27 protein-coding genes are annotated in these 23,972 nt (G+C 35.6%); 16 read left to right on the top strand and 11 right to left on the bottom strand.

What is annotated here, in order from left to right; all coding sequences use genetic code 11:
* Positions 1 to 4: 4 nt before the first annotated feature.
* From BN1058_RS13215 to ilvD, 4 genes are all read left to right on the top strand, one after another.
* Positions 5 to 742 carry a carotenoid biosynthesis protein gene (locus BN1058_RS13215; protein WP_090858671.1) on the top strand — a complete coding sequence of 246 codons (738 nt, stop codon included), beginning with the start codon at positions 5 to 7 and terminating at the stop codon, positions 740 to 742.
* Positions 743 to 1,274: 532 nt separating this feature from the next.
* Positions 1,275 to 2,303, top strand: a complete 1,029-nt coding sequence (fni, locus tag BN1058_RS13210; RefSeq protein ID WP_090858667.1) for a type 2 isopentenyl-diphosphate Delta-isomerase — start codon at positions 1,275 to 1,277, stop codon at positions 2,301 to 2,303.
* 405 nt (positions 2,304 to 2,708) lie between these two features.
* On the top strand, positions 2,709 to 3,707 hold the full coding sequence (locus BN1058_RS13205; RefSeq protein ID WP_176694528.1) for an NAD(P)/FAD-dependent oxidoreductase: 999 nt from the start codon (positions 2,709 to 2,711) through the stop codon (positions 3,705 to 3,707).
* Positions 3,708 to 3,814: 107 nt separating this feature from the next.
* Positions 3,815 to 5,497: a dihydroxy-acid dehydratase gene (gene ilvD / locus BN1058_RS13200; protein WP_090858663.1), complete on the top strand. Its 1,683-nt coding sequence runs from the start codon at positions 3,815 to 3,817 to the stop codon at positions 5,495 to 5,497.
* 140 nt (positions 5,498 to 5,637) lie between these two features.
* Here ilvD and BN1058_RS13195 read toward each other — a convergent pair whose 3' ends face one another.
* Positions 5,638 to 6,750, bottom strand: a complete 1,113-nt coding sequence (locus tag BN1058_RS13195) for an NAD(P)/FAD-dependent oxidoreductase (RefSeq protein WP_090858660.1) — start codon at positions 6,748 to 6,750, stop codon at positions 5,638 to 5,640.
* Between the two features lie 268 nt (positions 6,751 to 7,018).
* On the opposite strand from BN1058_RS13195, the gene BN1058_RS13190 reads away from it, so the two are divergent.
* From BN1058_RS13190 to BN1058_RS13180, 3 genes are all read left to right on the top strand, one after another.
* Positions 7,019 to 8,017, top strand: a complete 999-nt coding sequence (locus tag BN1058_RS13190; RefSeq protein WP_090858657.1) for an ABC transporter substrate-binding protein — start codon at positions 7,019 to 7,021, stop codon at positions 8,015 to 8,017.
* Between the two features lie 189 nt (positions 8,018 to 8,206).
* Positions 8,207 to 9,193: an ABC transporter permease gene (locus BN1058_RS13185; RefSeq protein ID WP_090858653.1), complete on the top strand. Its 987-nt coding sequence runs from the start codon at positions 8,207 to 8,209 to the stop codon at positions 9,191 to 9,193.
* A gap of 1 nt (position 9,194) precedes the next feature.
* A complete protein-coding gene (locus tag BN1058_RS13180) occupies positions 9,195 to 9,989 on the top strand; it encodes an ABC transporter ATP-binding protein (protein ID WP_090858650.1) in 795 nt (264 codons plus the stop codon).
* Positions 9,990 to 10,084: 95 nt separating this feature from the next.
* Here BN1058_RS13180 and BN1058_RS13175 read toward each other — a convergent pair whose 3' ends face one another.
* From BN1058_RS13175 to BN1058_RS13165, 3 genes are read right to left on the bottom strand one after another with little or no spacing between them, the layout of a single operon-like run.
* Positions 10,085 to 10,315 (bottom strand): thioredoxin family protein, encoded by a 231-nt coding sequence (locus tag BN1058_RS13175; RefSeq protein ID WP_090858647.1) that lies wholly within the window; start codon positions 10,313 to 10,315, stop codon positions 10,085 to 10,087.
* A gap of 35 nt (positions 10,316 to 10,350) precedes the next feature.
* Complete coding sequence (locus BN1058_RS13170; RefSeq protein ID WP_090858644.1) at positions 10,351 to 11,352, bottom strand: permease; 1,002 nt, start codon at positions 11,350 to 11,352, stop codon at positions 10,351 to 10,353.
* A gap of 34 nt (positions 11,353 to 11,386) precedes the next feature.
* A complete protein-coding gene (locus BN1058_RS13165) occupies positions 11,387 to 11,719 on the bottom strand; it encodes an ArsR/SmtB family transcription factor (protein ID WP_090858641.1) in 333 nt (110 codons plus the stop codon).
* Between the two features lie 255 nt (positions 11,720 to 11,974).
* On the opposite strand from BN1058_RS13165, the gene BN1058_RS13160 reads away from it, so the two are divergent.
* The gene (locus BN1058_RS13160; protein WP_090858638.1) at positions 11,975 to 13,180 is read left to right on the top strand and encodes an aminotransferase-like domain-containing protein; all 1,206 of its coding nucleotides are present in this window, start codon (positions 11,975 to 11,977) and stop codon (positions 13,178 to 13,180) included.
* Positions 13,181 to 13,240: 60 nt separating this feature from the next.
* On the opposite strand, the gene BN1058_RS13155 is transcribed toward BN1058_RS13160, so the two are convergent.
* The 5 genes from BN1058_RS13155 to BN1058_RS14210 all read right to left on the bottom strand — a co-directional run bounded on the left by BN1058_RS13155 (position 13,241) and on the right by BN1058_RS14210 (position 16,572).
* The gene (locus tag BN1058_RS13155; RefSeq protein ID WP_090858634.1) at positions 13,241 to 13,678 is read right to left on the bottom strand and encodes a YueI family protein; all 438 of its coding nucleotides are present in this window, start codon (positions 13,676 to 13,678) and stop codon (positions 13,241 to 13,243) included.
* A 178-nt stretch (positions 13,679 to 13,856) separates the two neighbouring features.
* A complete protein-coding gene (locus BN1058_RS13150; protein WP_090858631.1) occupies positions 13,857 to 14,243 on the bottom strand; it encodes an ectoine synthase in 387 nt (128 codons plus the stop codon).
* A gap of 59 nt (positions 14,244 to 14,302) precedes the next feature.
* The gene (gene ectB, locus BN1058_RS13145) at positions 14,303 to 15,574 is read right to left on the bottom strand and encodes a diaminobutyrate--2-oxoglutarate transaminase (protein ID WP_090858628.1); all 1,272 of its coding nucleotides are present in this window, start codon (positions 15,572 to 15,574) and stop codon (positions 14,303 to 14,305) included.
* An 80-nt stretch (positions 15,575 to 15,654) separates the two neighbouring features.
* Entirely contained in the window at positions 15,655 to 16,170 is a 516-nt protein-coding gene (gene ectA / locus BN1058_RS13140) for a diaminobutyrate acetyltransferase (protein ID WP_090858625.1), read from the bottom strand.
* A gap of 261 nt (positions 16,171 to 16,431) precedes the next feature.
* On the bottom strand, positions 16,432 to 16,572 hold the full coding sequence (locus tag BN1058_RS14210) for a YfhD family protein (protein WP_141652154.1): 141 nt from the start codon (positions 16,570 to 16,572) through the stop codon (positions 16,432 to 16,434).
* Positions 16,573 to 16,696: 124 nt separating this feature from the next.
* Between BN1058_RS14210 and BN1058_RS13135 the strand changes: the two genes are divergently transcribed.
* Together BN1058_RS13135 and BN1058_RS13130 are read left to right on the top strand one after the other, a co-directional pair.
* Positions 16,697 to 17,470, top strand: coding sequence for an ABC transporter ATP-binding protein (locus tag BN1058_RS13135; RefSeq protein ID WP_090858622.1), 774 nt, complete (start codon positions 16,697 to 16,699; stop codon positions 17,468 to 17,470).
* 120 nt (positions 17,471 to 17,590) lie between these two features.
* Positions 17,591 to 17,923, top strand: a complete 333-nt coding sequence (locus BN1058_RS13130; protein ID WP_255307098.1) for a DUF1360 domain-containing protein — start codon at positions 17,591 to 17,593, stop codon at positions 17,921 to 17,923.
* Positions 17,924 to 18,019: 96 nt separating this feature from the next.
* Here BN1058_RS13130 and BN1058_RS14385 read toward each other — a convergent pair whose 3' ends face one another.
* Positions 18,020 to 18,184: a hypothetical protein gene (locus tag BN1058_RS14385; protein ID WP_176694527.1), complete on the bottom strand. Its 165-nt coding sequence runs from the start codon at positions 18,182 to 18,184 to the stop codon at positions 18,020 to 18,022.
* 201 nt (positions 18,185 to 18,385) lie between these two features.
* The gene (locus BN1058_RS13125) at positions 18,386 to 19,279 is read right to left on the bottom strand and encodes a hypothetical protein (protein ID WP_090858618.1); all 894 of its coding nucleotides are present in this window, start codon (positions 19,277 to 19,279) and stop codon (positions 18,386 to 18,388) included.
* Positions 19,280 to 19,488: 209 nt separating this feature from the next.
* Here BN1058_RS13125 and BN1058_RS13120 point away from each other — a divergent pair, with 209 nt between their 5' ends.
* From BN1058_RS13120 to BN1058_RS13095, 6 genes are all read left to right on the top strand, one after another.
* Positions 19,489 to 20,181 carry a BMQ_0737 family morphogenetic spore coat protein gene (locus BN1058_RS13120; protein ID WP_090858615.1) on the top strand — a complete coding sequence of 231 codons (693 nt, stop codon included), beginning with the start codon at positions 19,489 to 19,491 and terminating at the stop codon, positions 20,179 to 20,181.
* Between the two features lie 104 nt (positions 20,182 to 20,285).
* Entirely contained in the window at positions 20,286 to 20,852 is a 567-nt protein-coding gene (locus BN1058_RS13115; RefSeq protein ID WP_090858612.1) for a hypothetical protein, read from the top strand.
* A gap of 18 nt (positions 20,853 to 20,870) precedes the next feature.
* Positions 20,871 to 21,128 carry a hypothetical protein gene (locus BN1058_RS13110; RefSeq protein ID WP_090858610.1) on the top strand — a complete coding sequence of 86 codons (258 nt, stop codon included), beginning with the start codon at positions 20,871 to 20,873 and terminating at the stop codon, positions 21,126 to 21,128.
* An 88-nt stretch (positions 21,129 to 21,216) separates the two neighbouring features.
* Positions 21,217 to 21,888 (top strand): lysozyme family protein, encoded by a 672-nt coding sequence (locus BN1058_RS13105; RefSeq protein WP_090858607.1) that lies wholly within the window; start codon positions 21,217 to 21,219, stop codon positions 21,886 to 21,888.
* A gap of 74 nt (positions 21,889 to 21,962) precedes the next feature.
* The gene (locus BN1058_RS13100; RefSeq protein WP_090858603.1) at positions 21,963 to 22,901 is read left to right on the top strand and encodes a nucleoside hydrolase; all 939 of its coding nucleotides are present in this window, start codon (positions 21,963 to 21,965) and stop codon (positions 22,899 to 22,901) included.
* 4 nt (positions 22,902 to 22,905) lie between these two features.
* A complete protein-coding gene (locus tag BN1058_RS13095; RefSeq protein ID WP_090858599.1) occupies positions 22,906 to 23,862 on the top strand; it encodes a nucleoside hydrolase in 957 nt (318 codons plus the stop codon).
* Positions 23,863 to 23,972: the final 110 nt, after the last annotated feature.

Genomic DNA, 23,972 nt, shown 5'->3' with positions numbered 1-23,972 from the left:
ACTTATGTCAGCTCAAACAAATCGTTTGTTTATATTTCCAATATTTACTACGTGGTATGTGATCGGATTTGTTCTTCAAGTTTTTTGGGAGGTTCCAAGTTTTCTAGCATTCTCTCAACCTTTATTTCTTGTCTTTTATGCTTTTTGTCTAGTTGAATTAACCATCAAACAAACCAATTATTCCTTTCGTTATGTTCTTGCTTTATTTATTGTATGTGTTGTTACTTTTTCAATAGAGGCATGGAGTGTAGCTACTGGTTATCCTTTTGGAAGCTATCAATATTCATCTATACTCGGTCCTAAGGTTTTGGGTGTACCCATAACGATTTCTCTTGCATGGGTAGGTGTATTACTTAATAGCTTGTATGTAGCAAATCAAAAATCAAAACATATGCGTGCTTTAGAAACAGGAATCTGGATTGTTGTGCTTGATCTTATTTTAGATCCTGTTGCAGAAGCATCTATGTTTTGGGAATGGAATGGCTCAGGTGCTTATTTTGGTATACCTCTTAGCAATTTTATTACATGGTTTATTATAGGCGCGATTTTGTCTTATCTTTTTCCAATGTATCCAAAGCAAAAAACAATTCATCGTAAAGTTAGCTGGGTTTTTCAGGGGATGATATTTTTATTTGGGATGATTGGGCTTCGGTTAGGGCTAACAGTTATTGGAATATTAAGCCTTGTATTTATCTTCATGATAGAGGGTAGGTATCAGTATGATTATCGCAGAAAAAAATGAACGTTTTGAGCAGTTATTTTATTATTATTTGCGTTATTATTTATTGAAAAAGCATTTTAAAATAAATGCTTGGTACATTTTTTTGGTGAAGTATTATCGTTTTAATGAAATCTTTGATTGATAAAGCTAATCAACTCTCTTCTATTTACAGCTTGTTTCTTCCGTTTGGTGTATTGCTGCTGGTGATTATTAGCATGGATTAATTAATCAATAGTTTTTGGGATGTGGGTTATAATGGAAAGGAAGAACGAAATGTTTATGAACAATGTGGTAATTGTTGGCGCCGACTAGGAGGACTTAGTTATGCTATTCGGTTGGCTTATCATGAATTTTCCGTTACAGTAGTGGAGAAGCAAACAACTATTGGGAGTAAACTTCAACAAGTGGATGCGGAATTCTGCAATTTGTTTTAGGACTAAGTACAATGTGTTCACAACTTGTCATCTAGGTGGGGTAACCCCTATGGTAATACTGTCTGGAACACTTGTGGCTAATGAAATTATACATAGTTATCAGTAAAGGGGACCTCAATATGTCAGAATCAATTAATAAACGAAAAGCAGAGCACATTGAGCTTTGTTTAACAGATCAAGTAACAGGTAAAACAATTACAACAGGAATGGAATCGGTGCGTTTGGTTCATAATGCGTTGCCTGAAATTGACTTAGATGATGTGTCATTAACGCAGTCATTTCTTGGTTTTAAACGGAAAACACCTTTTCTAATAAGTTCCATGACTGGTGGAGCAGAACTAGCAGAAACGATTAATCGAAATTTAGCTATTGCCGCAGAAGAAAGAGGATGGACGTTTGCATTAGGATCCACGCGTGCGTTAGTAGAAAATAAAGAATTCCGGCCTTCATTTCAAATTAGAAAGTATGCTCCAACTGTTCCGATCATTGCTAATCTAGGTGCGGTTCAATTAAATTATGGTTTTGGTGTGGAGAAGTGCCAACAAATTGTAGATATTACAGAAGCGGATGTATTGGTACTTCACTTAAATGCCATTCAAGAAGTCATCCAAACAGGCGGGGATACAAATTTTGCTCATTTATTAGGCAAAATAGAATCACTTGTGAAGAAGTTAGATATTCCTGTAGGTGTTAAAGAAGTTGGTTGGGGAATTGATGGAACTGTAGCAAAGCAGTTACGTGATGTTGGTGTTTCATTTATTGACGTAGCAGGTGCTGGTGGTACGTCTTGGAGTCAAGTAGAAAAGTTGCGTTCAAAAGATAAGATAAAAAAAGAAGCAGCTGAAGCCTTTGTTGACTGGGGTATTCCGACGGTTGAAAGTATTGTATCTGTCCGAGATCATGTATCAGATATTCCTGTCATCGCAAGTGGTGGAATGAAGACAGGCTTAGACGCAGCAAAGGCAATTGCCATTGGTGCTGATATGGTTGGTTTCGCACGATCGATTTTACGTGAAGCAACAGAATCGGTTGATAAATTGTTAGAATTAATGGAGACAAGAGAATTAGAAATGCAAATGGCTATGTTTGCTTTAGGCGTTCGTAACATAAACGAATTAAAGCAAACGAATCGGGTCATTATTTCATAAGAATAGATAGTAAAACACCTCAGCTGACATGAAAGTCTGAGGTGTTTTTGTTGAACTATTAACATCATAAAACTAATACCTGTGATGATGTTTCAAGATAAAAATAATTAAATATCTGATTGTTAGGGTACAATACGCAGCTTCTATTTGATATATTACATAATAAACGAATCATGTTCATGCTGAGTTACCTGGAGCGGATGGTGGCGACTCCTGCGGGAAAGGCATGTGTCTTGAGACCCCACAGGAAGTGGGATTCTTCCGAGGAGGCTCAAGCCATGCCCGTGGAAAGCGTCCGCCAGCAGTGAAAGGTAACGGAGTCATTGAAACTATCATTTTTGTGAATTAGTAAGAATAAATAGGATTATAAAATAGTGGGAATATTTGAAAGGAGGGGGTTCGGCGTTGGATAAAGATCTTGAATTATATGATGTAACCATTATAGGTGGAGGAACAACAGGGCTATATGCTGCTTTTTACAGTGGCTTAAGAGAAATGAAGACTAAACTAATCGAAGCAAGCTCACATTTTGGTGGTAAAGTAGCTTTGTTTTATCCTGAAAAAAATGTTTATGACCTTGGAGCGATGCCTGGTGCTACAGGAGAAGAGATTGTTCAACAAACAATGAAGCAAGCACACATGTTTGATCCGACTATGATACACAATCAGTGGGTAGAAACGATAGAAAAGAAAGCAGATGGAACATTTTTTTTAACAACAGCAGGTGGTGAAATTCATTGGTCAAAAACAATTATACTGGCAGCTGGTAATGGTGAATTTTCCATTGTAGGTCCAGAACTTTTTGATGTTAAGAAAGATGAAAATGTTCATACGACGATGGAGAATTGGAAGCAGTATGAAGGTAAACGTGTTGTTATTTTTACCAATAGTCGAATTGGATTAGACTGGGCATGTAAAATAGAAAGTATAGCAAAGCAAGTATATGTGTGTAACCAGAAGACAACCTACCAAAAGGCCAAAGAAAAAGACTTTCAACGTTTAGCAGAAAGTAGTATAAAAGAGCAAAATGGAGTGATCTTGAAAGAAGTAAGTAGACAGCATAATCAAGTGAAAGAAGTGATGGTTGTCAATTCAAACGGTGTAGAGGAACGAATTGTTGTCGATGATGTATTGGTTTATGAGGGAATTGAGCAACGTTCAGCACCTTCTCAAGCATGGGGATTAGATACAGAACAAGGACGAGTGTTAACAAACACAGAAATGACCACGAACATAGAAGGTCTATTTGTTGCAGGGGATACAGCAATTTACCCAGGTAAAACAAATCTAATAGCAACTGGTTATACCGAAGCGATGGCTGCTGTGAATAGTGCTAAAAGGTACATTAATCCGAAAGCAAGTGCGCAAATCTATACGACAGTTATTTTTCGAGATAAAAATTAAGATATTGTGAATAGCTATTAAAAAAATATTTTCAGAAAATATAAAAAATATTGAAAAGATCAGCTTGAAGGATTATAGTTAATAGAAAGAGAATTGGAGGGAGAGTAATGTCAAAAGATTTAAGAATCAAAAGTAATGTATTTGATGACTCTAAGCGTGCACCGAACAGAGCCATGCTTCGTGCAGTTGGGGTAACCGATGAAGACTTCAAAAAGCCAATGATTGGTGTTGCAAGCACTTGGAGTGAAGTAACACCTTGTAATATTCATTTACATGATTTAGCGGAACAAGCGAAAGAAGGTGCAAGAGAAGCAGGTGGTGTGCCGCTAATTTTTAATACGATTACTGTATCAGACGGTATTTCGATGGGAACAGAGGGAATGCGATATTCCTTACCTAGCCGTGATGTAATTGCTGATTCAATTGAAACCGTTGTTGGAGCCGAGAACCTAGATGGCTATGTTGCAATTGGTGGGTGTGATAAGAATATTCCTGGTTGTTTAATTTCCATTGCTCGCTCTGATGTTCCAGCCGTGTTTGTCTATGGTGGAACAATTGCACCTGGGTATCGTAACGGTGAAAAGCTAGATATCGTGTCTGTTTTTGAAGGGGTAGGAAAACATAATAATGGTGATATTTCAGATGAAGAATTGCACGGTATAGAGTGTCATGCTTGTCCTGGCGCAGGTTCTTGTGGTGGAATGTACACAGCGAATACGATGGCATCTGCTGTAGAAGCATTAGGCATGAGCTTACCTGGTAGTTCTTCACATCCGGCTGAATCACCTGATAAATATGAAGATACAAAACTTGCTGGTGAAGCAGTTTATAAACTATTAGAACAAGGCATCTATCCAAAGCATATTTTAACGAAAAAGGCATTTGAAAATGCGATTACAGTTGTCATGTCGCTTGGTGGTTCAACAAATGCAGTCTTACACTTATTGGCAATTGCTCATGCTGCTGAGGTAGATTTAACGATTGATGACTTTGATCGTATTCAGAAGAATGTACCACATCTTGCTGATTTGAAGCCTAGTGGGAAATACGTGATGGAAGATTTATATAAAGTTGGCGGTGTGCCGGCCGTAATGAAAATGTTGTATGAAAATGGCTACTTGCATGGAGATTGTCTAACAGTAACTGGTAAGACAATTGCTGAGAATCTAGCGGATGCGCCTGACTTAGCTGAAGGGCAGGAGATTATCTTGCCATTAGAGAAACCATATCGTAAAACAGGACCATTAGTAATTTTGAAAGGTAATTTAGCGCCAAAAGGAGCAGTAGCTAAAGTATCAGGGGTCAAAGTAAAACGTCATACTGGTCCTGCTCGAGTATTTGATAATGAAACGAAAGCAACCAATGCTGTGATGAAAAATGAAATTAACGAGGGCGATGTACTCGTTATTCGAAATGTTGGACCTAAAGGTGGACCTGGAATGCCTGAGATGCTATCTATTTCGGCAATCCTCGTCGGAAAAGGACTTGGAGAAAAAGTGGCCCTATTAACTGATGGACGCTTCTCCGGAGGAACACATGGATTAGTAGTAGGTCATATTGCACCAGAAGCACAAGTAGGTGGACCAATTGCATACTTGCAAGAAGGTGATATTGTTACCATTGATTCGGACAGGCAAGAGATTCTCATGGATGTAACGGAAGAAGAAATAGAACAAAGAAAACAAAACTGGACTGCGCCACCATTGTATAGTAAAGGTGTATTAGGTAAGTACGCACACAATGTGTCTTGTTCTTCAAAAGGTGCAGTAACAGATGACTTTCACATTTAAATAAATGCATGAAAAATAGATGTAGTTTAATCGCTACATCTATTTTTTGTTTTCTACAATTTGACTATCGATTGACCGAAAAACAGCTTCATTCGAATAAAGAGAGGCTCAATAGAAGAGCTAATCACCGAAAACCCACTTTATTCGATTGCTCCAGCAACAGGATAATCATTAGGGTCAATACGCATCGATTCTCCTAAAACAAGGTGTGCCAATTGTTGTCCGAGAAATGGTCCTGTCGTTAAGCCTGACGAGCCTAGCCCATTTGCTGTAAATAATTGATCAAAACCTGGGAGCTGACCGATCACAGGTAAAAATCCCGGTGTACTTGGTCGAAAACCTACCCGAGTTTCAAGCACAGTACTTTGTGCTAACCCAGGTGCAATATCAAGTGATTTATTTAGAATCTCTTGCAAACCAATGGGTGTCACCCGCTGATCAAATCCTAAATTATTTTCATGTGTAGCACCGGCTATAATTCGTTGGTCATCATATGCTACTAAATAATGGTCACTCGGAGGCATAACAACCGGCCATTCACTTGTATCCGTGTTAGGTAATTGCATATGCATGATTTGTGCTTTTTGAGCTTCTACTAAAAAATTAATGCCGAGTGGTAATAATAGTTGTTTACTCCATACACCAGCAGTAATAATGATGTGATCTGCGAAGATAGGTTGATCATCTACCATCGCATAGACTTGCTGCTTCTCTTGTTTTAGCCAAGCATTTCCTTGAATGACATTTGCCCCGTGTTTCTGTGCTGCACGTATTAATGCATCACGCAGTTTCCTTCCATTCACTCGAGCAGCTCCACTTACATGAATTGCTCCAAATTCTCCGTCAAGAGGTGGAAACATTTCTTTCGTTTGCTCGGGTGTTAATTTAGTTAACTCTCCAATTTCTGGTGCGTCTTCTCTTCGCTTCAGTGCACGTTTCAGCATGGCATCTAGCTTTTCTTCCGATTGTCTAATACTAATGGCACCAACTTGTTTGTAACCAGTATCTAATTCACCATCTTCAGCTAATTGTTTTATTAACGTTTGATAATAACGGGCGCCTTCTTTAGCTAAGAAATACCATCGTTTATTTCTACGTTGTGATAACCAAGGACACACAATTCCAGCTGCAGCGTCTGTTGCTTGACCAGCATGTTTTTCATCAATAACAGTTACATTCACCCCTTTTCTTGCCAAATGATAGGCTGTGGAGGCCCCCAGTATCCCAGCGCCAATAATAAGATGTTTCATCATTGTTATGCTCCTTTACTTTCGCTTATGTATCGAGCCATTGCATGAAAGATATAAACAATTTAAAAATACTTCATATAATAAAGTCCTTCTATAAGTCTGCAAAAATTAATGATAAATAGCAAGTTTTACAATAATCAATTTTTAAATTAGATGTGACAAAACAAAAAAACAGTGAATAATAATGTATATTTACCTATAATTATGTGATATAATAATGCGCATAATTCAGAAAATTTAAAACAGAAAGAATATATAAGGGGGCGTAGAAATGATAAAAAAGTTGTTAATTAGTTTTATTGCTATGATAAGTGTTTTATTCATTACAGCATGTGGTTCTAATGATGCCACCAATTCAGATAGCGGTGAGAACGCAGACTATACGATTGGTGTATCCCAATTTGTAGAACACCCATCGTTAGATGCAGCGTACGAGGGTTTTAAAAGTGCTATTGAAGAAGCTGGTTTGAATGTAGCGTATGATTTCCAAAGTGCGCAAGCAGACCAAAATAATACCTTACCTATAGCCAAGAATTTTGTATCAGATGGGGTAGATTTAATTTTTGCGAATGCCACGCCTAGTGCGCAAGCGGCATTACAAGCAACAAAGGATATACCAATTGTATTTACATCTGTAACGGATGCGATTGGTTCCGGCTTAGTAGAAGCAATGGATCAACCTGGTGAGAACATCACTGGTGTGATGGATCTTCATCCAGATGCAATTGCTAATACGGTAGCATTTATTGATACGTATTTTGAAGGTTCTACAGTTGGTGTGATTTATAATGCTGGTGAGCAAAATTCTGTTGCGCAAATTGATACAGTGAAACAAGCAATGAAGCAAACAAGTTTATCTCTTGAAGAAAGAACTGTATCTACAACAGCAGAAGTACAGCAATCAGCCTCAACATTAGTTGGTGTTGCAGATGTTATTTATGTTGTTACAGATAACACGGTTGTCTCTGCCTTAGAAAGTGTTGTTGGTGTGGCAAATGAACAAGATATCCCACTAATTGTTGGAGAACCGGACTCTTTAGAACGTGGTGGCTTTGCGACATATGGAATTGATTATAAAACAATTGGTCATCGTGCTGGAGAGATGGCAGTAGAAATTCTTACAGGTGAAAAAACAACAGCAGATATTCCTGTAGAATATCCTTCTGAAATGCAGCTCTTTATTAATAAAGATGCAGCAAAAGAACAAGGGATAGAATGGAATGATGCTTGGGATGAAGAAGCGCAATTTAAAGAAACGAAAAAAGAGTAAGTGATTGTGTAGGTTTTAAAAAATTGAAATATACAATATAAAAGATAAACCGGCTCTTATCCTATTTGGTTTAAAGTCGGTTTTCTTTATATAAATATTTCCAAGCATATCATGTAAGAAAAATAGAATTTTTACGATAAAGATTTAGTGACATAGTATGTTTTTAACATATTGAAGGGGAGAAGATGCATGTTCATACCGATTTTTCAAGCTGTCGAGTCAGGAATCATATACGCTATTATGGCATTAGGTGTCTATTTGTCTTTCCGTGTTTTAGACTTTCCTGATTTAACCGTAGATGGAAGTTTTGTTACGGGTGCTGGTGTTGCTGCAATTGCAATTATAAACGATGTACCAACTATTATTGCTACTCTATTAGCCGTAATAGCTGGCTTTATAGCAGGTAGTATCACAGGAATTTTAAATACAAAAGGAAAAATAAATCCGTTATTGTCTGGGATTTTAATGATGACTGCACTCTATTCCATTAACTTGCGAGTCATGGGTCAACCCAATTTAGCATTATTAAACGAAGACACGATATTCACACAATTAACTGCCTTTTGGTCTTCTATTGGTATTGATGACGTATTAAATAATATGCTTACCTCATTCGGAGTAGAGAATGTACCTGGTACGTGGGGGATTTTATTCGTTATGATACTTATTACAGCTATTATAAAATTAATAACAGATTATTTCTTAAAAACAGAGGTAGGATTAGCATTACGTGCTACAGGTGATAATGAAAAAATGATTCGAAGCTTTTCTGCTAATACAGATAATCTTAAAATTATTGGGTTAGGTTTCTCTAACGGATTTGTGGCATTATCTGGTGCCCTCTATGGTCAATATGGAGGTTTTGCGGATGTTGGTATGGGAATAGGGATGATCGTAATCGGATTAGCTTCTGTTATTATAGGTGAAGCATTATTTGGAACAAAATCAATTATGCGAACAACATTGGCAGTTATCGGAGGAGCGATTATTTATCGAATTGTAGTGACACTTGCACTTCGAGTAGATTTTTTGGATACAGGGGATATGAAAATGATCACGTCTGTGTTGGTTATTTTCGCGCTAGTTGTGCCAAAGGTTATCTCTAGTCAAAAGGAAGCAAAAAGAAAGAAACGTAAACGAATAGAATTACAAAATAGATTGAAGGGAGAGGCATAAAATGTTAACTATTAATCAGGTGTCATTAACATTTAATGAAGCCACTCCAGATGAAAAAAAAGCATTACAAGGTATTAATTTATCATTAGATAAAGGTGATTTTGTAACGATTATTGGAAGTAATGGTGCAGGTAAATCAACATTAATGAATGTCATTTCAGGTAGTCTAATCCCTGACGTTGGAGATGTGTTAATTGATGAAAAAAATGTAACAATGGTACCGGAATTTAAAAGATCTAAGTTGATCGGACGTGTTTTTCAAGATCCAATGGCGGGCACTGCACCTTCTATGACGATAGAAGAAAACTTAGCAATGGCTTATGCTAGAAATAAGAAAAGAAAGCTTCGCTTAGGAGTAAACAAAAAACGCAGAGAATTGTTTCGTGAATATTTAAATACGTTGCATCTAGGATTGGAAGATCGTTTAACTGCAAAAGTAGGATTATTATCTGGTGGAGAAAGGCAAGCATTGTCTTTGTTAATGGCAACTTTTACTGAACCAAATATATTATTACTCGATGAGCATACAGCAGCATTAGATCCATCACGAGCAGAATTAATTACACAGTTAACAGGTGAGATTGTTGAAAACTTTCATTTAACTACCTTAATGGTTACACATAATATGCAACAAGCACTTGATCTTGGTAATCGATTAATTATGATGGATAAAGGACAAATTATCTTAGATGTAGCTGGCAAGGAAAAGCAAGCATTGACAATTGAAAAATTGTTAAAAGAATTTCATCGTATTCGTGGGACGCAAATGGATAATGATCGTGCCATTTTAGGATAACGTAAATAATAATAGAAAATAGTTCTAAATATAGTACAAAAAACAGTCGTGATTAAAACAATTAATCTTACGACTGTTTTTTTGTTAACTTTCTTTTATTGAAGATGTTCTTTTATCTCGTCGGGTTTTGCTACTTTACCTGCTACTTTCACCTCATCATCTACAACTAGCGCAGGCGTACTCATTACACCGTACTTTGTGATTTCTTTAAAATCCGTTACTTTTTCAATTGAAGCATCTAATTTAAGTTCTTTAACAGCTACTTCAACGTTTTTCTGTAATTTTTTGCAATTTGCACAACCTGGTCCTAATACTTTAATAATCATATGAAACATCTCCTTAAAATTATATTAATCACCTATTAAAATAGGAAATCTAATCCATTAAAAATATAGCCAATAATGATAATACCAATTGTTATAATCGCGATAAATGTAGCTAATAGTTTGGGCTTAACTACTTTACTTAACATGATTAAAGATGGTAGAGATAGAGCTGTAACAGACATCATAAATGCAAGAATAGTACCAACCTCGACGCCTTTTCCAAATAATGCTTCAGCGATTGGTAATGTACCAAATATATCAGCATAAATAGGAACACCGATCACAGTAGCGATGAGAACGGCAAAAGGATTACCTTCCCCAATTACTGCTTCAATGGTGGATTGCGGGATCCAATTATGAATGACTGCGCCAATTGCTACGCCGATAAGGATGGCGTACCAAACTTTTTTAAAAATAGCTATTACTTCATTAAATGCATAATCAATTCTATCCTTGTAAGTTAATTCTTCCAATTCATTTTCCACATGTTTCCCCTCTAATACAAAGGGTTGCACCTGTTTTTCTAGTTGTAATTTATCAATAATCGTTCCACCTATTACAGCAAGAACCAGACCGACAATTACATAAATAGCGGCTATTTTGACCCCGAAAAAAGAGGTTAATAATAGAAATGACGCTAAATCTACCATCGGTGAAGATATTAAAAAGGAAAAGGTCACACCTAATGGTAAACGAGCTGAAGTAAACCCGATAAAAATAGGAATACTTGAACAACTACAAAATGGAGTGATGGTACCAAGTAACGCACCTAAGATATTTCCCTTAATCCCCTTGATGCCTCCAAGTAATTTTTTCGTCCGTTCTGGAGGAAAGTAGCTTTGGATATAAGAAATACCAAAAATTAAAACAGACATTAAGATAAAGATTTTGATTGTATCATAAATGAAGAAATGAATACTTCCTCCTAGCTTTTCATTAATAGAAAAATGAAAAACATCTTCAACTAATAAACGGACAATAGTTGACAGCCATTCCATTCTAAGCAATTGATCACTTAACCACGAAAATATTAACATTTTATTGCCTTCTTTCTTTTAACCAATCAGGAATTTACTGTAAAAATGGAAGAACACTATCTTTATTTAAAAAGTAAACGGTGTATCGTCCTTCTTTTTGAGATCGAATAACATTTCCTCTTTCTAATAATTTTAGATGGTGAGAAATAGTGGATGTGGGAATATCTAAACCAGCAACTATTTCACACATGCAAAGATTATCAACCAACAGCATCCCAATAATGCGTAACCTTGTTTCGTCTCCTAATGCTTTATAGAAATCTGCTGTTTCTTTTGTTTTCGTATCTTCTTGCAATGTTGGTAGTAGTTTCTCTGATTGATTTACGATGAATTTAGCTTCATCAGTCGTTTTTACAGTTGATTTCACGAAATCACACTCCTTATCTTTATTATAAAACTAATTTTCTAGTTTTGTAGTTATGAAAGTGACAATTTTATAAAGATTTTTCTCGTGATGTAGTTATTTTTTGATGTTAACTCTCCCTCGGTAGTAAGAAAAAATTATCTAGATATCACAATATTAATTAAAGAAATTACGCTTGTATTCGATGGTTAACATGTTATAATAATAAAAATAATTTAAAATAGTTTGATTTTTCTAAAAATAAAGGTGGGAGTAGTAATGAAATATGGTTTTTCACATCGTGTACGTTATTTAAAATCATCAGCTGTAAGGGAAATACTTAAAGTTGTAAATAACGGAAATGTGATATCATTTGCTGGGGGATTGCCCGATGAAGCTTTGTTTCCAGTTAATGCTGTTAGCGAAGCGTTTCAAAAAGCAATTCAATTTGATCGAAAAGCATTGCAATATGGGGAGACAGAAGGCGTTTATAAATTAAGAGAACAGTTAGCTAATCGTATGAGACAACAAAAACAGATTATAAGACAGCCAGAAGATATATTAATTACTTCTGGATCTCAACAAGCAATTGATTTATTTGCAAGAATAATGATAAACCCTGGGGATGTTGTTCTAACAGAAAATCCAACATACTTAGCTGCCTTACAGGTATTTTCCTCGTATGAGACAAATATTGTTGCGGTTGAATCTGATCAAGATGGCATGTTAGAGAATGATTTAGAAGATAAGATTAAACGACTAAAACCAAAATGTATTTATGTTGTACCAACGTATTCTAATCCAGGAGGAAAGGTATGGTCCCTTGAAAGAAGAAAAGCATTATTACAATTAGCACATAAATATCATGTGGTTATTCTAGAAGATGATCCATATGGAGATATTCAATTTGAACAAGGAGATACACCGCCACCATTAGCATCAATGGATCAAAATAAATATGTTTTATATACCAGCACATTTTCAAAAACAGTTGTCCCTGCTATAAGAATAGGTTGGATTGTTGGTCCTCATCAAATTATTCGTTTGATGACACAAGCTAAACAAGCAGCTGATCTCCACACTAATTCTATTAGTCAATATGCACTTGTTCATTTAATGCAAGATTTTGATCTTGATCAACATATTCAAGTAATTCGGGACACTTACTATGAGAGAATGCTTGTGATGAAAGGATTACTGGATGAGGTAAATATAGAAGGCATGTCTTATATTGTACCTAAGGGTGGTATGTTTATGTGGGTTAATATGCCAGAAACAATAAACACTACTGATTTATTACAGATAGCAGTAGAACATGGCGTAGCTTTTGTTCCGGGCGCACCATTTTATGTTTCAAATCCGAAAGAAAATACAATGCGGCTTAACTTTACGAACGCTACTCCTGATTTAATTGAGGAAGGGATGAATCGCTTCGTTACCGTGATGGAAAAGGCAAAGGTTCAATCTGTTGAGAATGCGTACTAAAAAATGAGTAGGTGAGATTTAAAGAAAAAATCTTCACCTACCTTTTGTGCAAAAATAGATTTAATTTGAACCAAATAATTTAGACCAAAAAGAAGTGTTCTTTTTTGGTGGTTTTTTCGTAGAATTTGTTTCATGTAAAATGATGTCCTCATCACTATAATCTACCGCATGATCATAAGTGAGTACCAGTCCATAATCCGATTTAGCATCGCGGTTGTTTACCGTAGTGTACAATATGTTATGCTTGCTAGCTAGTTGGCGATAGGGCTTAAAAAATCGGAACGTAATATTACCATTTAATAATAACGTTGCTTCTGGGTTTTCAAGGATTTTTTTTTCTAATTCTTTTTTTCCTTTTGCTTTCATTACTTCGCCCTTTGTTAAAACAAAAACGACTCTTTCGCGTAAAGTGCCAAGAAACAATTTTCGTTCTGCAGGGTTAATCTCTTTTGCACCGTATATGCCTTCTTGCAAATAATCATCAACATCTTTTTTCATTACACAACACACTCCCTAAGAAGCTATTCATCGTTATTATAAAGTATTTACTAGGCTGAGTACAAATTCATTTAGTAACAATAGACCAAGATTTAGTATAGAGACTATAATAACTTCTTAACTATATAAATAAAAAAGCATCTCAACACCATGGTTGAGATGCTTTTTACACTTATCCTTATCCTTCATCTACTGGATATACGCCGTTTTCGTCGTGTACTTCATTCCCTGTTAGTGGAGGATTGAAAACACAAACCATGCGCATGTCTGTTTTTGCGCGTAATAAATGTTCATCATTTTCATCTAAAGCATATAGCTGGTCTTTTTCAATTGGCCATACTTTATTATCACTTAATGTTACTACTTCTCCTTCACCTTCAATACAATATACAGATTCAAGGTGATTTTGATACCAAATATGTGTTTCTGTCCCAGCTTTTATGATGGTGTCATTGACAGAATAGCCCATGCCATCTTTCTTCGTAATTAGACGACGGCTAATCCAGTTACCTCCGTCCACCTCATGCTTCGTACCTAATACTTCTTCTAAAGCTACTACTTTCATGTTTGTTCCTCCTGTATTGTTATCTACGTTCACTTATAAATTCCAATGGTTTTTGCTAATTAGTTTGTTATTGGTTCTTTAATTGCATCTTTAATGCTTGCTTCAATAATTGCTAGCCCCTTATCTAATCCTTGATCATCAATGTTTAAAGGTGGGAATAGTTTGAATACCTCATCGCTTGGTCCGGATGTTTCCATGATTAAGCCATGTTTAAATGCTTTTGCTGCAATTTTATTGGATAAGCCGTCTACCCCTGTTGCAACACCAACCATAAATCCGCGGCCACGAACCTCACCTTCCATTTCAGGATACTTTTCTACCATTTTTTCTAAGAAATCTAGAATTCTTTGCGATTTTTCTCTCACATTATTTTCTAATTGATCATCTTTCCAATAATCAAGAGCAGCCGTTGCAGTAACAAATGCATGATTATTTCCACGGAATGTACCATTGTGTTCCCCAGGAGCAAATATATCAATGTCTGGGCGAATAAGTGTAACAGCAAATGGTAAGCCATAGCCACTTAATGATTTAGACATACAAACAATATCTGGTTTTATTCCGGCTGGTTCGAAGCTAAAGAAAGTTCCTGTACGACCAACACCAGCTTGGACATCATCTACGATTAACAGAATTCCCCAACGTTTACATACGCGTTCAATTTTCTTTAACCATTCAAAGCTTGCGGCGTTAATTCCACCTTCCCCTTGAACCGTTTCTAAAATCATTGCAGCAGGAATAGCTACCCCACTACCACTATCTTCTAAGAAACGCTCTAGATAATCGAGGGAATCTTGATCATCTACATAGTTATCATAAGGCATTGTCACAACGTTCTGTAATGGTATACCTGCACCTTTACGCTTCATGGAATTACCTGTAACAGATAGTGAACCAATTGTCATACCATGGAAACCGTTGGTAAAGCTAATCACATCTGTACGGCCAGTGACTTTACGAGCAAGTTTTAATGCACTTTCTACAGTATTTGTTCCTGTTGGTCCAGGGAACATAATTTTATAATCTAATTCACGTGGCTTTAAGATTACATCTTGAAATTTTTCTAAAAAGTCAGCTTTAGCAGTGGAAGCCATGTCAAGTGAATGTGTAATTCCGTCATTAGTTATATAATCAATTAATTTTTGCTTCATATGGTCATTATTGTGTCCATAGTTTAATGCACCTGCACCAGAAAAAAAGTCAATGTATTCATTTCCAGCCTTATCCCACATCTTATATCCTTTTGTTTGAGTGAAAACAGTAGGGAAACTACGTACGTAACTACGAACCTCGGATTCTAAATTTTCAAAAACTTTTATATCTTCGTTCACAGATTTTCCTCCTTTATTTTTTCGCATACAAAATATAGTATAGTATGCTATACCCTTCATAGTGTTCGATAACACATTTATTACAATTTAAATGGTCCAACTCGAAACTTACATTCTTCTTCATGTGAATCATCTGGGAATAAATCTTTGGTGAAAAACTCGCTTTCTTCGCATGTGGTGTTATGCTGACGAGCTAATTTATGGAACAACGCTTGTGACGCTTTATTCGATGGCGTAATGGTCGCTTCTACAAAACGAACGTTTTTACATGCTTCGCGTTGTAAGAGTTCATTCAAAAGTTTAGATGCAATTCCTTTTCCCCTTTGTGATGAATCAACACCTACTTGCCAAACGAAAACTGCATCCGGACGTTCGGGGGCGATAAATGCAGTAACAAATCCTACTAATTCTTGATCTAATTTTGCAATAACACAGGTTTCCGCAAAATACTCACACATCAATATATATTTATAAGCAGAATTTTGATCTAATGTTGAGTGGTTAACTAATTCCCACATTGCTGCACCATCTTTTACTGTTGGTTTTTCTAAATGAACAGCATCTGATGAAGCAGTTGCGCTTTGATTGTTGATGATAATATGCTCCTTTCTTGGTAAGTTGGTAAAATAATAATTAAGTCAGAATGTTTCCATTTATTATATTATAGGGAAATGACTGGACTCGCAAATAAGGTTAAAGATGATTAATTGCTTTAAGGTTGGAAAAATCGTGATTAGATGAATGAGAGTAGCGTAGCTTTAAAAATGCTAGCATATTGTTAAGTATTCTTACAATTCGATTTATTTTGTCAAAAAAAACCTACATGATTAGAACATGTAGGTACTTTTACTTTATTTTTACTTTTTATGTCTTCTGGCAACTCTTTCATCTGCTTGTTTCATTCGCTCCAGTGCTTCCTTGTCTTCGATATCTGCAACTGATTGAGAAAATGAAACATCCTCAGCTTTTTCTATTTTATCGTTGTCTTTGTTAGTCATTATTATCATCCTTTCTGAACTTATTTTGTGGTTAAGGTGATAAAATATACAAAAATGAAAAAATAAATGGGGCTCGAAATGTGCAGATGATTACGCGATAATAAAGGTGGGAGGCGAATATGTTATGTTACATTTAGAGAATGTTGGTTTACTCCGTAATGGTAAATGGATATTAAAAGATATAAATTGGAATATGAAAAAAGGAGAGCATTGGACCCTATTAGGGTTAAACGGTGCTGGGAAAACAGCATTATTACATATGCTATGTGCATATTATTTCCCTACAGAAGGATCTGTATCTGTGTTAGGTAAACGATTTGGTAAAGATCCATTAGGGGATGAGCTTAGACAACAGATTGGTGTCGTATCTTCTAAGATTCAAGCTAGATTTTATGAGTCAGATAGTGCTTATCAGATTGTGTTAAGTGGAGCTTTTGCCTCGATTGGACTGTATGAGGAACCAACAGATTACATGCGGTTAAAGGCACAAAAGTTATTAAAAAATCTAGGTTGTTATCAGTATGCAAATAGGAGTTTTTATACATTATCCCAAGGGGAGAAGCAGCGTGTAATGATTGCTCGTGCACTAATGGGTGATCCAAGACTACTAATATTAGATGAACCAACCATAGGATTGGATTTTTTGGCGAGAGAACAATTATTAGAGACGATTGAACAATTAGCGAAAAGAACAGATAGTCCTTCCATTATCTATGTAACACATCATGTAGAAGAGATTTTACCTTGCTTTCAACATACGTTGCTATTAAAGGAAGGAGAAGTATTTACACAAGGAGATACGAAATCAACTATTACAGAACAAAGTCTAACCCATTTTTTTAATATACCTGTTGTCTTATCATGGGAGGACAATAGGCCTTATATAAGAAAGAAGTGAGAATATGATGCTTAATTAGAAATAATGTGTTACATGTGATAGTTGCCTTAATCACCTTATTCAGTACAGGAATACAATAAATCATCTGAATAGAGAAGAGGTGAGGGTGTTTTGTTAAGTGTGTTTGAATTTACATTATTAGGTTTAGCTGCTTTTAGATGTATGCGTCTATTTGCTTTCGACCTTGTATCGATTAAACTACGTCAGTACTTTCAAGTGGAAGAAGAACATTTCTTAGAGGATGGAACCGTAGAAGTTATTATAAGTGGAAAAGGCAAAGGTATTCGCTATATAATTGGCGAAATGCTTGCATGTCATTGGTGTGTAGGGATGTGGTCAACTATTGGCTTATACACCGGATATACATTAGCTCCAATGATTTTCACACCGATCATTGTTGTATTAGCAATTGCAGCTTTGGCTGGTATCATAGAAGTTTTTCTAAGTAAGTAAAGAAGCGACTGATCACCTGATTTACTAGGTGTAGTCGCTTTCTCTTTTACATCTTAGATAACCATAATTTTAAATCTAAAATATAATCGGACATAGCTACTCTTCTTTGATTTCGGTTACATGTGTAGCTGAGTTATTATCCGAATTTGAGTTCTCCGTAATAGTTAAGTTTTTTTTCTTTCTTTTCATTCTTCTTTTACTGCAACCACAACCACCTGAGCGTCGCACGGCTTTAGCTGCTATAACTCTACGTTGAGTCAATTGATTGACCCCCCTTTACGAAATTTTTAGTGATTATATAGAAAACTTATGGAGATTAATTTGTGCTCTCTTAAGTTTTCATTTATTTTATGTAATAAATGGTTTGGATGATTGTATCAAGACCTATAAAAAATATAGATCTTGATATTTTTATTTGTATTAAAGAAGTGAATCATTGCTTCGCTACTTTATATATTGTAACTAGTTCATTAATCGATCAAGAAAGCGTCGAAACGCAGATTTTTTATCTTCTACAGTTTTTGTATTATCAACTTGTATATCCGCTTCATGTGATGTATATAATGTATTATTTTTTTCTGCTGATTCTATCCTTTCTTCTGAAGGTTCGTTTACCGATTCTATAGTTGGTTTGTTACTCTCTTCTAAGTGATCTAACTGCACTTCTTTGTTAGAAAGATCTAAATGATTGCTTTTATTTAGTTGATCTTCTTTCCTTTCTTTTATATTTTTCATTTTAGATTGTGGAAGCAAATGCTCGTGATTTGTAATGGTCTTTTTCTTTTCAGGGAGTATATAGGCCTTTTTATAGGATTGTAGGTCCTTAAAATGGAAGGGTTTTGGTTGTGAAGGTTTATTGCTACTTCCTTCGTTGTCTGCCGGCTTACTTAATAAGGGAAAAGCATTATTTTTGTTAATCATATCATCTGAATGATTTGGATTAGACTCAATCATCTTATACACCTCCTTAGTCGTTTGTTGATTTAATGAAATCCAGTGATGGTATAGGTGATAAATTGCTAGAAAATGAACAGAAATTTCATCAGCAACTAATGATTGTAAGAAATCTGTTGTTTCTTTCACCACGTCAGACGCTTTCGTTTCTTCTAGCTTCTGTTGTAATTGTTTATTTTGTTTAAGTAAATGTTCGTTTTCTTTTTTTTGATTTTTCATCTTTTCTTCTAATGCAATAATTTCTTTTTTTAAATCACTTATTTGAGAAACTAATTTTTCATTTTTTTGCTTTAATATCGTGTATTCTTTACTTACGTCATTTCGTTGATAGCTTTTAATTAGTTTTTTATAGCGCTTTTGTTGTAATAATAAATATTGAATTTCCTCTTGTTCATATCTCATAGATAGTCAGCTCCAACATTACTATACTAATGTAATTATATGATGCGTAATTACGTGTGTGCTTCATATACAAAATGAAATTAGATTTGTGTTAAAAACCCTTTTTTAATTTATTAAGCAGAAAATAGACTACTGTACAAAGCATTTATAAGTTATATACATACTGTATTATCGAAAGCAAAATAATTTGTGAAGGAGAGTTAGATAAGATGCAGGGTCAATCATCAAACGGAGGACAAGAGCTTGTTTGTTTTAATACAGAAAAAGTGTATGATTGGGTAGTTCTTCAAACAACTGTAAACCAAAACATACCAGGATCAGATATAACTGGAGTTACGATTAATCCATGTGCTTCTTCAATTACTAATTTATCTGCTAGATGTTTTCTAACAGATTCATATGGGAATCCATTACCAGAGAATGCTGAGATTGAAGTAGAAGAAACAGGGGATAGACAAGATCGTAAATTTGTAATTGATGGTAATAAAGTAAAACTTCAACGAGTTAGCTTTGACAAAACCATCTACGTAGTTATTGTATTCCGTGGTTTGGATGGAGGTTATAAATTTGTAGAAAAGTCTGATCCAATTGAACTAACAATTCCCGAAGCGCCATATCTTTGTGCTCCAGAAGGAACAAGATTAGTTGTTCGAATTTCTGATGTAGATTGTAGCGCTAATGTAAAATGTACGTCATCATATGCATTAGAAAGTGTGGATTTATCTCTAGGTATTTGTCAAAGTGTGCAAACTGTAGCGGACGTAACACTTGAATTAGTAGCAGATTTCTGTCAACCAAGAGACAACATTCTTGCAGAAGTATGTCCAAACCCAGTAATTCCACCACAATGTCCAGTCGTCTTTCCGGGAACAAATAGCGGTTGTTCTGATTCAAACGATTAGTGAATGAACAGACTATTTCATTTTTGAGATAGTCTTTTTTTCTTTTATATAATAATTAATATTTTATTTTATCTAACATAAATTGATACAAAGGAGGCGGTTGAATGAATAAAGTGTCATTTAAAATAGAGGAGAAATTACAAGAATTAGATCTACAAAGGGAAGCGTTTATTTCAAAGGTAAAGCGAATTATGGATAATAATCGGACGATGGAGGAAGAATTAGTGGAAACAGAAGGGCAATTGTTAGCTTATTTTTCTCACAGTTGTAATATGACAGATTTAGAGGGTCAAGATAATCTTATTATTGGGAGTTTAACCATACATAATCATACGAGTAAACCGGTTAACCAATTATCTGTTGGCCTTGTAATTAAAGCAGAAAATGAATATCAGTTTTCGGGGAAATATGTGACAGAAACAAACCAAGGCACCCAATCGATGCTTGCTAACTGGAAGCGGCAGATGGACAAAGTAGATAAGCATACGTATTGGTTTCAGTGGATCGGCGAACAACCGATACAACCTTTTTCAACGGTGGCATTTTCTGATTTCACAATAACCTGGAAAAATGATAGCCCTTTTTATTGCTCTGTAGAAGGGTTTATCTATACGGAAGAACTGAAAGATGGTATACAGGTGAATAATAAAATTAGTCTACAGTTAGACTAAAAAGGAGTGATGGGGAAAGTGAATAAGGATTTGTTGTGGAGGACAATAAAAGAAGAAGTAGAAGATTTGTTGCTAAATGACCAGGTGGATCGTGAAGCGATAGAAGACACTTTGTATTTATTATTGCTTAAGAGAAAGTGGTTTAAAGATACTGGGCCATTAACGTTATCAAACCAACGAGAATCAAGGATTGTTAATCAAATTGAACAGTTGATGGAAAAAGAGAAAAGTAGTTTTGAAAGTGTCCTAACGGAATTAAATCAAACATTTTATTAAAAGGAAGGAATAGCTGCCTTCCTTTTTTCTTTTGTCTTTAAAAACATGCTACAATGAGTGCAACTTTGATAAATAAGGTGTGATAGATATGGCAGAAAAAAGACGAATGAAGAAGGGAATAAAAACTATTATTCTAGCAATAGGTAGTACGTTTGTGATTACCTTTGTGCTTTTTTTATTTGTACTGCTTGCTAATGAACGCCTAACAGATTCCTCGAATGCTTATCCACTAACTGAAGCTGTTCTATCTTATCAGCCATTAGTCGAACAAGCACTTGCAAAAGAAAATAAGGAAGCGTATACCGCTGTTGTTTTAGCATTAATGATGCAAGAGTCTGGAGGCAGAGGAGATGATCCGATGCAAGCCTCTGAAAGTTTGTGTGGTAAAATCGGTTGTATAGATAAACCGAAAACGTCCATTGAGCAAGGTGTTTCTTACTTTATGGATACATTGGAAGCAGCAAACGGCGATGTTGAATTAGCATTACAATCGTATAATTTTGGTCTAGGTTTTATTAACTATGCCAATAATAAAGGGGAAGGTTATTCTATAGCATTAGCAATTGAATTTTCTAAGAAAAAATATCAAGAGTTAAAAGATACGGGGATTTATAGCTGTGTGCGAGAAGAAGCCGAAGCATATGATGCATGTTATGGTGATATCTACTACGTAGATGCTGTTTCCAAGTATTTTCCTAGAGCGTTAGAACATACACAGAAAACGGTTGAAGTAGCACAAGTGGCGTTAGTAAGAAAATAATTTTCAAAATAGCTCGAAACTTGTCGATTATATATAGTAAACTATTGTTAATCTGATAACAAAGGGGAAAAAGTATGACTGAAAAAGTATATTTTAATCATGATGCAGGGGTAGATGATCTTGTTTCTTTATTTTTATTAACACAAATGAAAGAAGTGGAACTGACTGGTGTATCCGTCATTCCAGCGGATGGTTATTTAGAGCCTGGTACGGATGCAAGTCGAAAAATTATTGATCGATTTTCTGATTATCCTGTAGAAGTGGCAAAATCTAATTCACGTGGAGAAAATCCTTTTCCAAGTGATTGGAGAATGCATACATTTGTTGTGGATGCTTTGCCAATCTTAAATGAAAGTGGGGAAATGAAGACGCCACTAAGTTCACTGCATGCGCATCATCATATGGTAGAGAAACTTTTAGAGACAAATGAAAAGACTACCCTCCTGTTTACTGGTCCGTTAACGGATTTAGCGAGAGCGTTGGATGAAGCGCCAGAAATAGAGGATAAGATTGAAAAATTAGTGTGGATGGGTGGAACCTTCCAAGCGGTAGGGAATGTACAAGAACCAGAACATGATGGTACTGCAGAATGGAATGCTTTCTGGGATCCTGCAGCAGTACAACGTGTATGGGCAAGTGGAATAAGAATAGAAATGATTGCATTAGAGAGTACGCAACAAGTACCATTAACACTAGATGTTCGGAGGAAATGGGCAGCTTTAAGAAAAGATGAAGGTGTAGATTTCTTAGGTCAATGTTATGCGGCTGTTCCACCACTTGTACATGTAGAAACAAACTCAACGTATTATCTATGGGATGTCCTAACAACTGCTTATATAGGTAAACCGGACTTAGTAAAGACAAAAAAAGTTAAAAGTAAAGTGCTAACACAAGTCCCAAGTCAAGGAAGAACAATAGAATCAGAAAGTGGACGAGAAGTAAATGTCGTTTATGATGTAGCTGCTCAAGCGTTCTTTGATTATATTACTGGACTAGCACAACAAGTAAAGTGAGAGGATGAATAAAATGAAACGTGTAATTATTGATACAGATACAGCTGGTGATGATACAATTGCGTTGTTGATGGCACTTCATCATTTTCAAGTGGAAGGCGTAATGATCACTGGTGGTAATGTCCAGTTTGATCAAGAAGTAGAGAATGCACTGTACACCATTGAAGTTGCGGGTAAAGGAGGAGAAGTTCCTGTTTTCAAGGGATATGAAGCACCAATTCTACAGTTGGGGGATGAACAACATCGTACAGTAGAAGATGTTCATGGTTCGGATGGAATGGGAGGTGCTAATTTTCCAAAGGCGAAACAACGTCCCGAATCAGAACATGCTGTGGATTTCTTGATTCGAAAGGTACATGAAAATCCAGGAGAATTATCCATTATGGCGATTGCGCCTTTAACCAATATCGCAATGGCGATGAAAAAGGATCCGACAATCGTACCTAAGATAAAAGAAATTTTTATTATGGGTGGTACAAACAATTACTTAGGAAATATTACGCCAGCAGCAGAGTATAATTTTTATGTAGATCCAGAGGCCGCACGAATTGTCATGCATTCAGGTGTACCTATGACAATGGTTGGTTGGGAAATGTGTACACAATATTCAGTAATGAATGATCAAGATCATCAGGAGATCGAGCAACTACAAACAAAAGGTTCTGATTTCTTTATTGCAATCAATCAAGTAGTAAAAGCGTTTAACAAAAAGGTGCATCGATTAGATGGAACAACACACCCGGATACACTACTGATGGCTATTGCAGCAGATGAATCGATTATGACAAAATCAACGTACTATTTTGTCGATATTGAAACAAAAGGGGAATTAACGAGAGGATACAGCCTTGTTGATATCAATGGGAGATTTGATCGCCCAACCAATGTGCGTGTTTGTGAAACAGTGGATCGAGAACGTTTTAAATCTGCACTAATAACCTGTTTAGATGCAATTCGTTAAGTATGATACGAATCACTACTTAAGATTCAGATGAATAAAAGCAGCGCTTACTTTCTCAATAAAAAACGGTATCGTTCAATAGAACGATACCGTTTTTCTCTATATAAAAT

The organism is Paraliobacillus sp. PM-2 (assembly GCF_001368815.1).
GTDB lineage: Bacteria > Bacillota > Bacilli > Bacillales > Amphibacillaceae > Paraliobacillus.
This window is presented reverse-complemented; position numbering and strand designations above follow the sequence as displayed.

Bases quoted from the DNA above. Each gene is read 5' to 3' on its own strand.
- BN1058_RS13135 (WP_090858622.1), top strand. From the start codon at position 16,697: ATGTTACATTTAGAGAATGTTGGTTTACTCCGTAATGGTAAATGGATA.
- BN1058_RS14210 (WP_141652154.1), bottom strand. From the start codon at position 16,572: ATGACTAACAAAGACAACGATAAAATAGAAAAAGCTGAGGATGTTTCA.
- BN1058_RS13175 (WP_090858647.1), bottom strand. From the start codon at position 10,315: ATGATTATTAAAGTATTAGGACCAGGTTGTGCAAATTGCAAAAAATTA.
- BN1058_RS13100 (WP_090858603.1), top strand. From the start codon at position 21,963: ATGACTGAAAAAGTATATTTTAATCATGATGCAGGGGTAGATGATCTT.
- fni (WP_090858667.1), top strand. From the start codon at position 1,275: ATGTCAGAATCAATTAATAAACGAAAAGCAGAGCACATTGAGCTTTGT.
- BN1058_RS13160 (WP_090858638.1), top strand. From the start codon at position 11,975: ATGAAATATGGTTTTTCACATCGTGTACGTTATTTAAAATCATCAGCT.
- BN1058_RS13190 (WP_090858657.1), top strand. From the start codon at position 7,019: ATGATAAAAAAGTTGTTAATTAGTTTTATTGCTATGATAAGTGTTTTA.
- BN1058_RS13195 (WP_090858660.1), bottom strand. From the start codon at position 6,750: ATGATGAAACATCTTATTATTGGCGCTGGGATACTGGGGGCCTCCACA.
- BN1058_RS13150 (WP_090858631.1), bottom strand. From the start codon at position 14,243: ATGAAAGTAGTAGCTTTAGAAGAAGTATTAGGTACGAAGCATGAGGTG.
- BN1058_RS13125 (WP_090858618.1), bottom strand. From the start codon at position 19,279: ATGAGATATGAACAAGAGGAAATTCAATATTTATTATTACAACAAAAG.
- BN1058_RS13170 (WP_090858644.1), bottom strand. From the start codon at position 11,352: ATGTTAATATTTTCGTGGTTAAGTGATCAATTGCTTAGAATGGAATGG.
- BN1058_RS13185 (WP_090858653.1), top strand. From the start codon at position 8,207: ATGTTCATACCGATTTTTCAAGCTGTCGAGTCAGGAATCATATACGCT.
- ilvD (WP_090858663.1), top strand. From the start codon at position 3,815: ATGTCAAAAGATTTAAGAATCAAAAGTAATGTATTTGATGACTCTAAG.
- BN1058_RS13215 (WP_090858671.1), top strand. From the start codon at position 5: ATGTCAGCTCAAACAAATCGTTTGTTTATATTTCCAATATTTACTACG.
- BN1058_RS13155 (WP_090858634.1), bottom strand. From the start codon at position 13,678: ATGAAAAAAGATGTTGATGATTATTTGCAAGAAGGCATATACGGTGCA.
- BN1058_RS13105 (WP_090858607.1), top strand. From the start codon at position 21,217: ATGGCAGAAAAAAGACGAATGAAGAAGGGAATAAAAACTATTATTCTA.
- BN1058_RS13115 (WP_090858612.1), top strand. From the start codon at position 20,286: ATGAATAAAGTGTCATTTAAAATAGAGGAGAAATTACAAGAATTAGAT.
- BN1058_RS13180 (WP_090858650.1), top strand. From the start codon at position 9,195: ATGTTAACTATTAATCAGGTGTCATTAACATTTAATGAAGCCACTCCA.
- BN1058_RS13095 (WP_090858599.1), top strand. From the start codon at position 22,906: ATGAATAAAATGAAACGTGTAATTATTGATACAGATACAGCTGGTGAT.
- BN1058_RS13120 (WP_090858615.1), top strand. From the start codon at position 19,489: ATGCAGGGTCAATCATCAAACGGAGGACAAGAGCTTGTTTGTTTTAAT.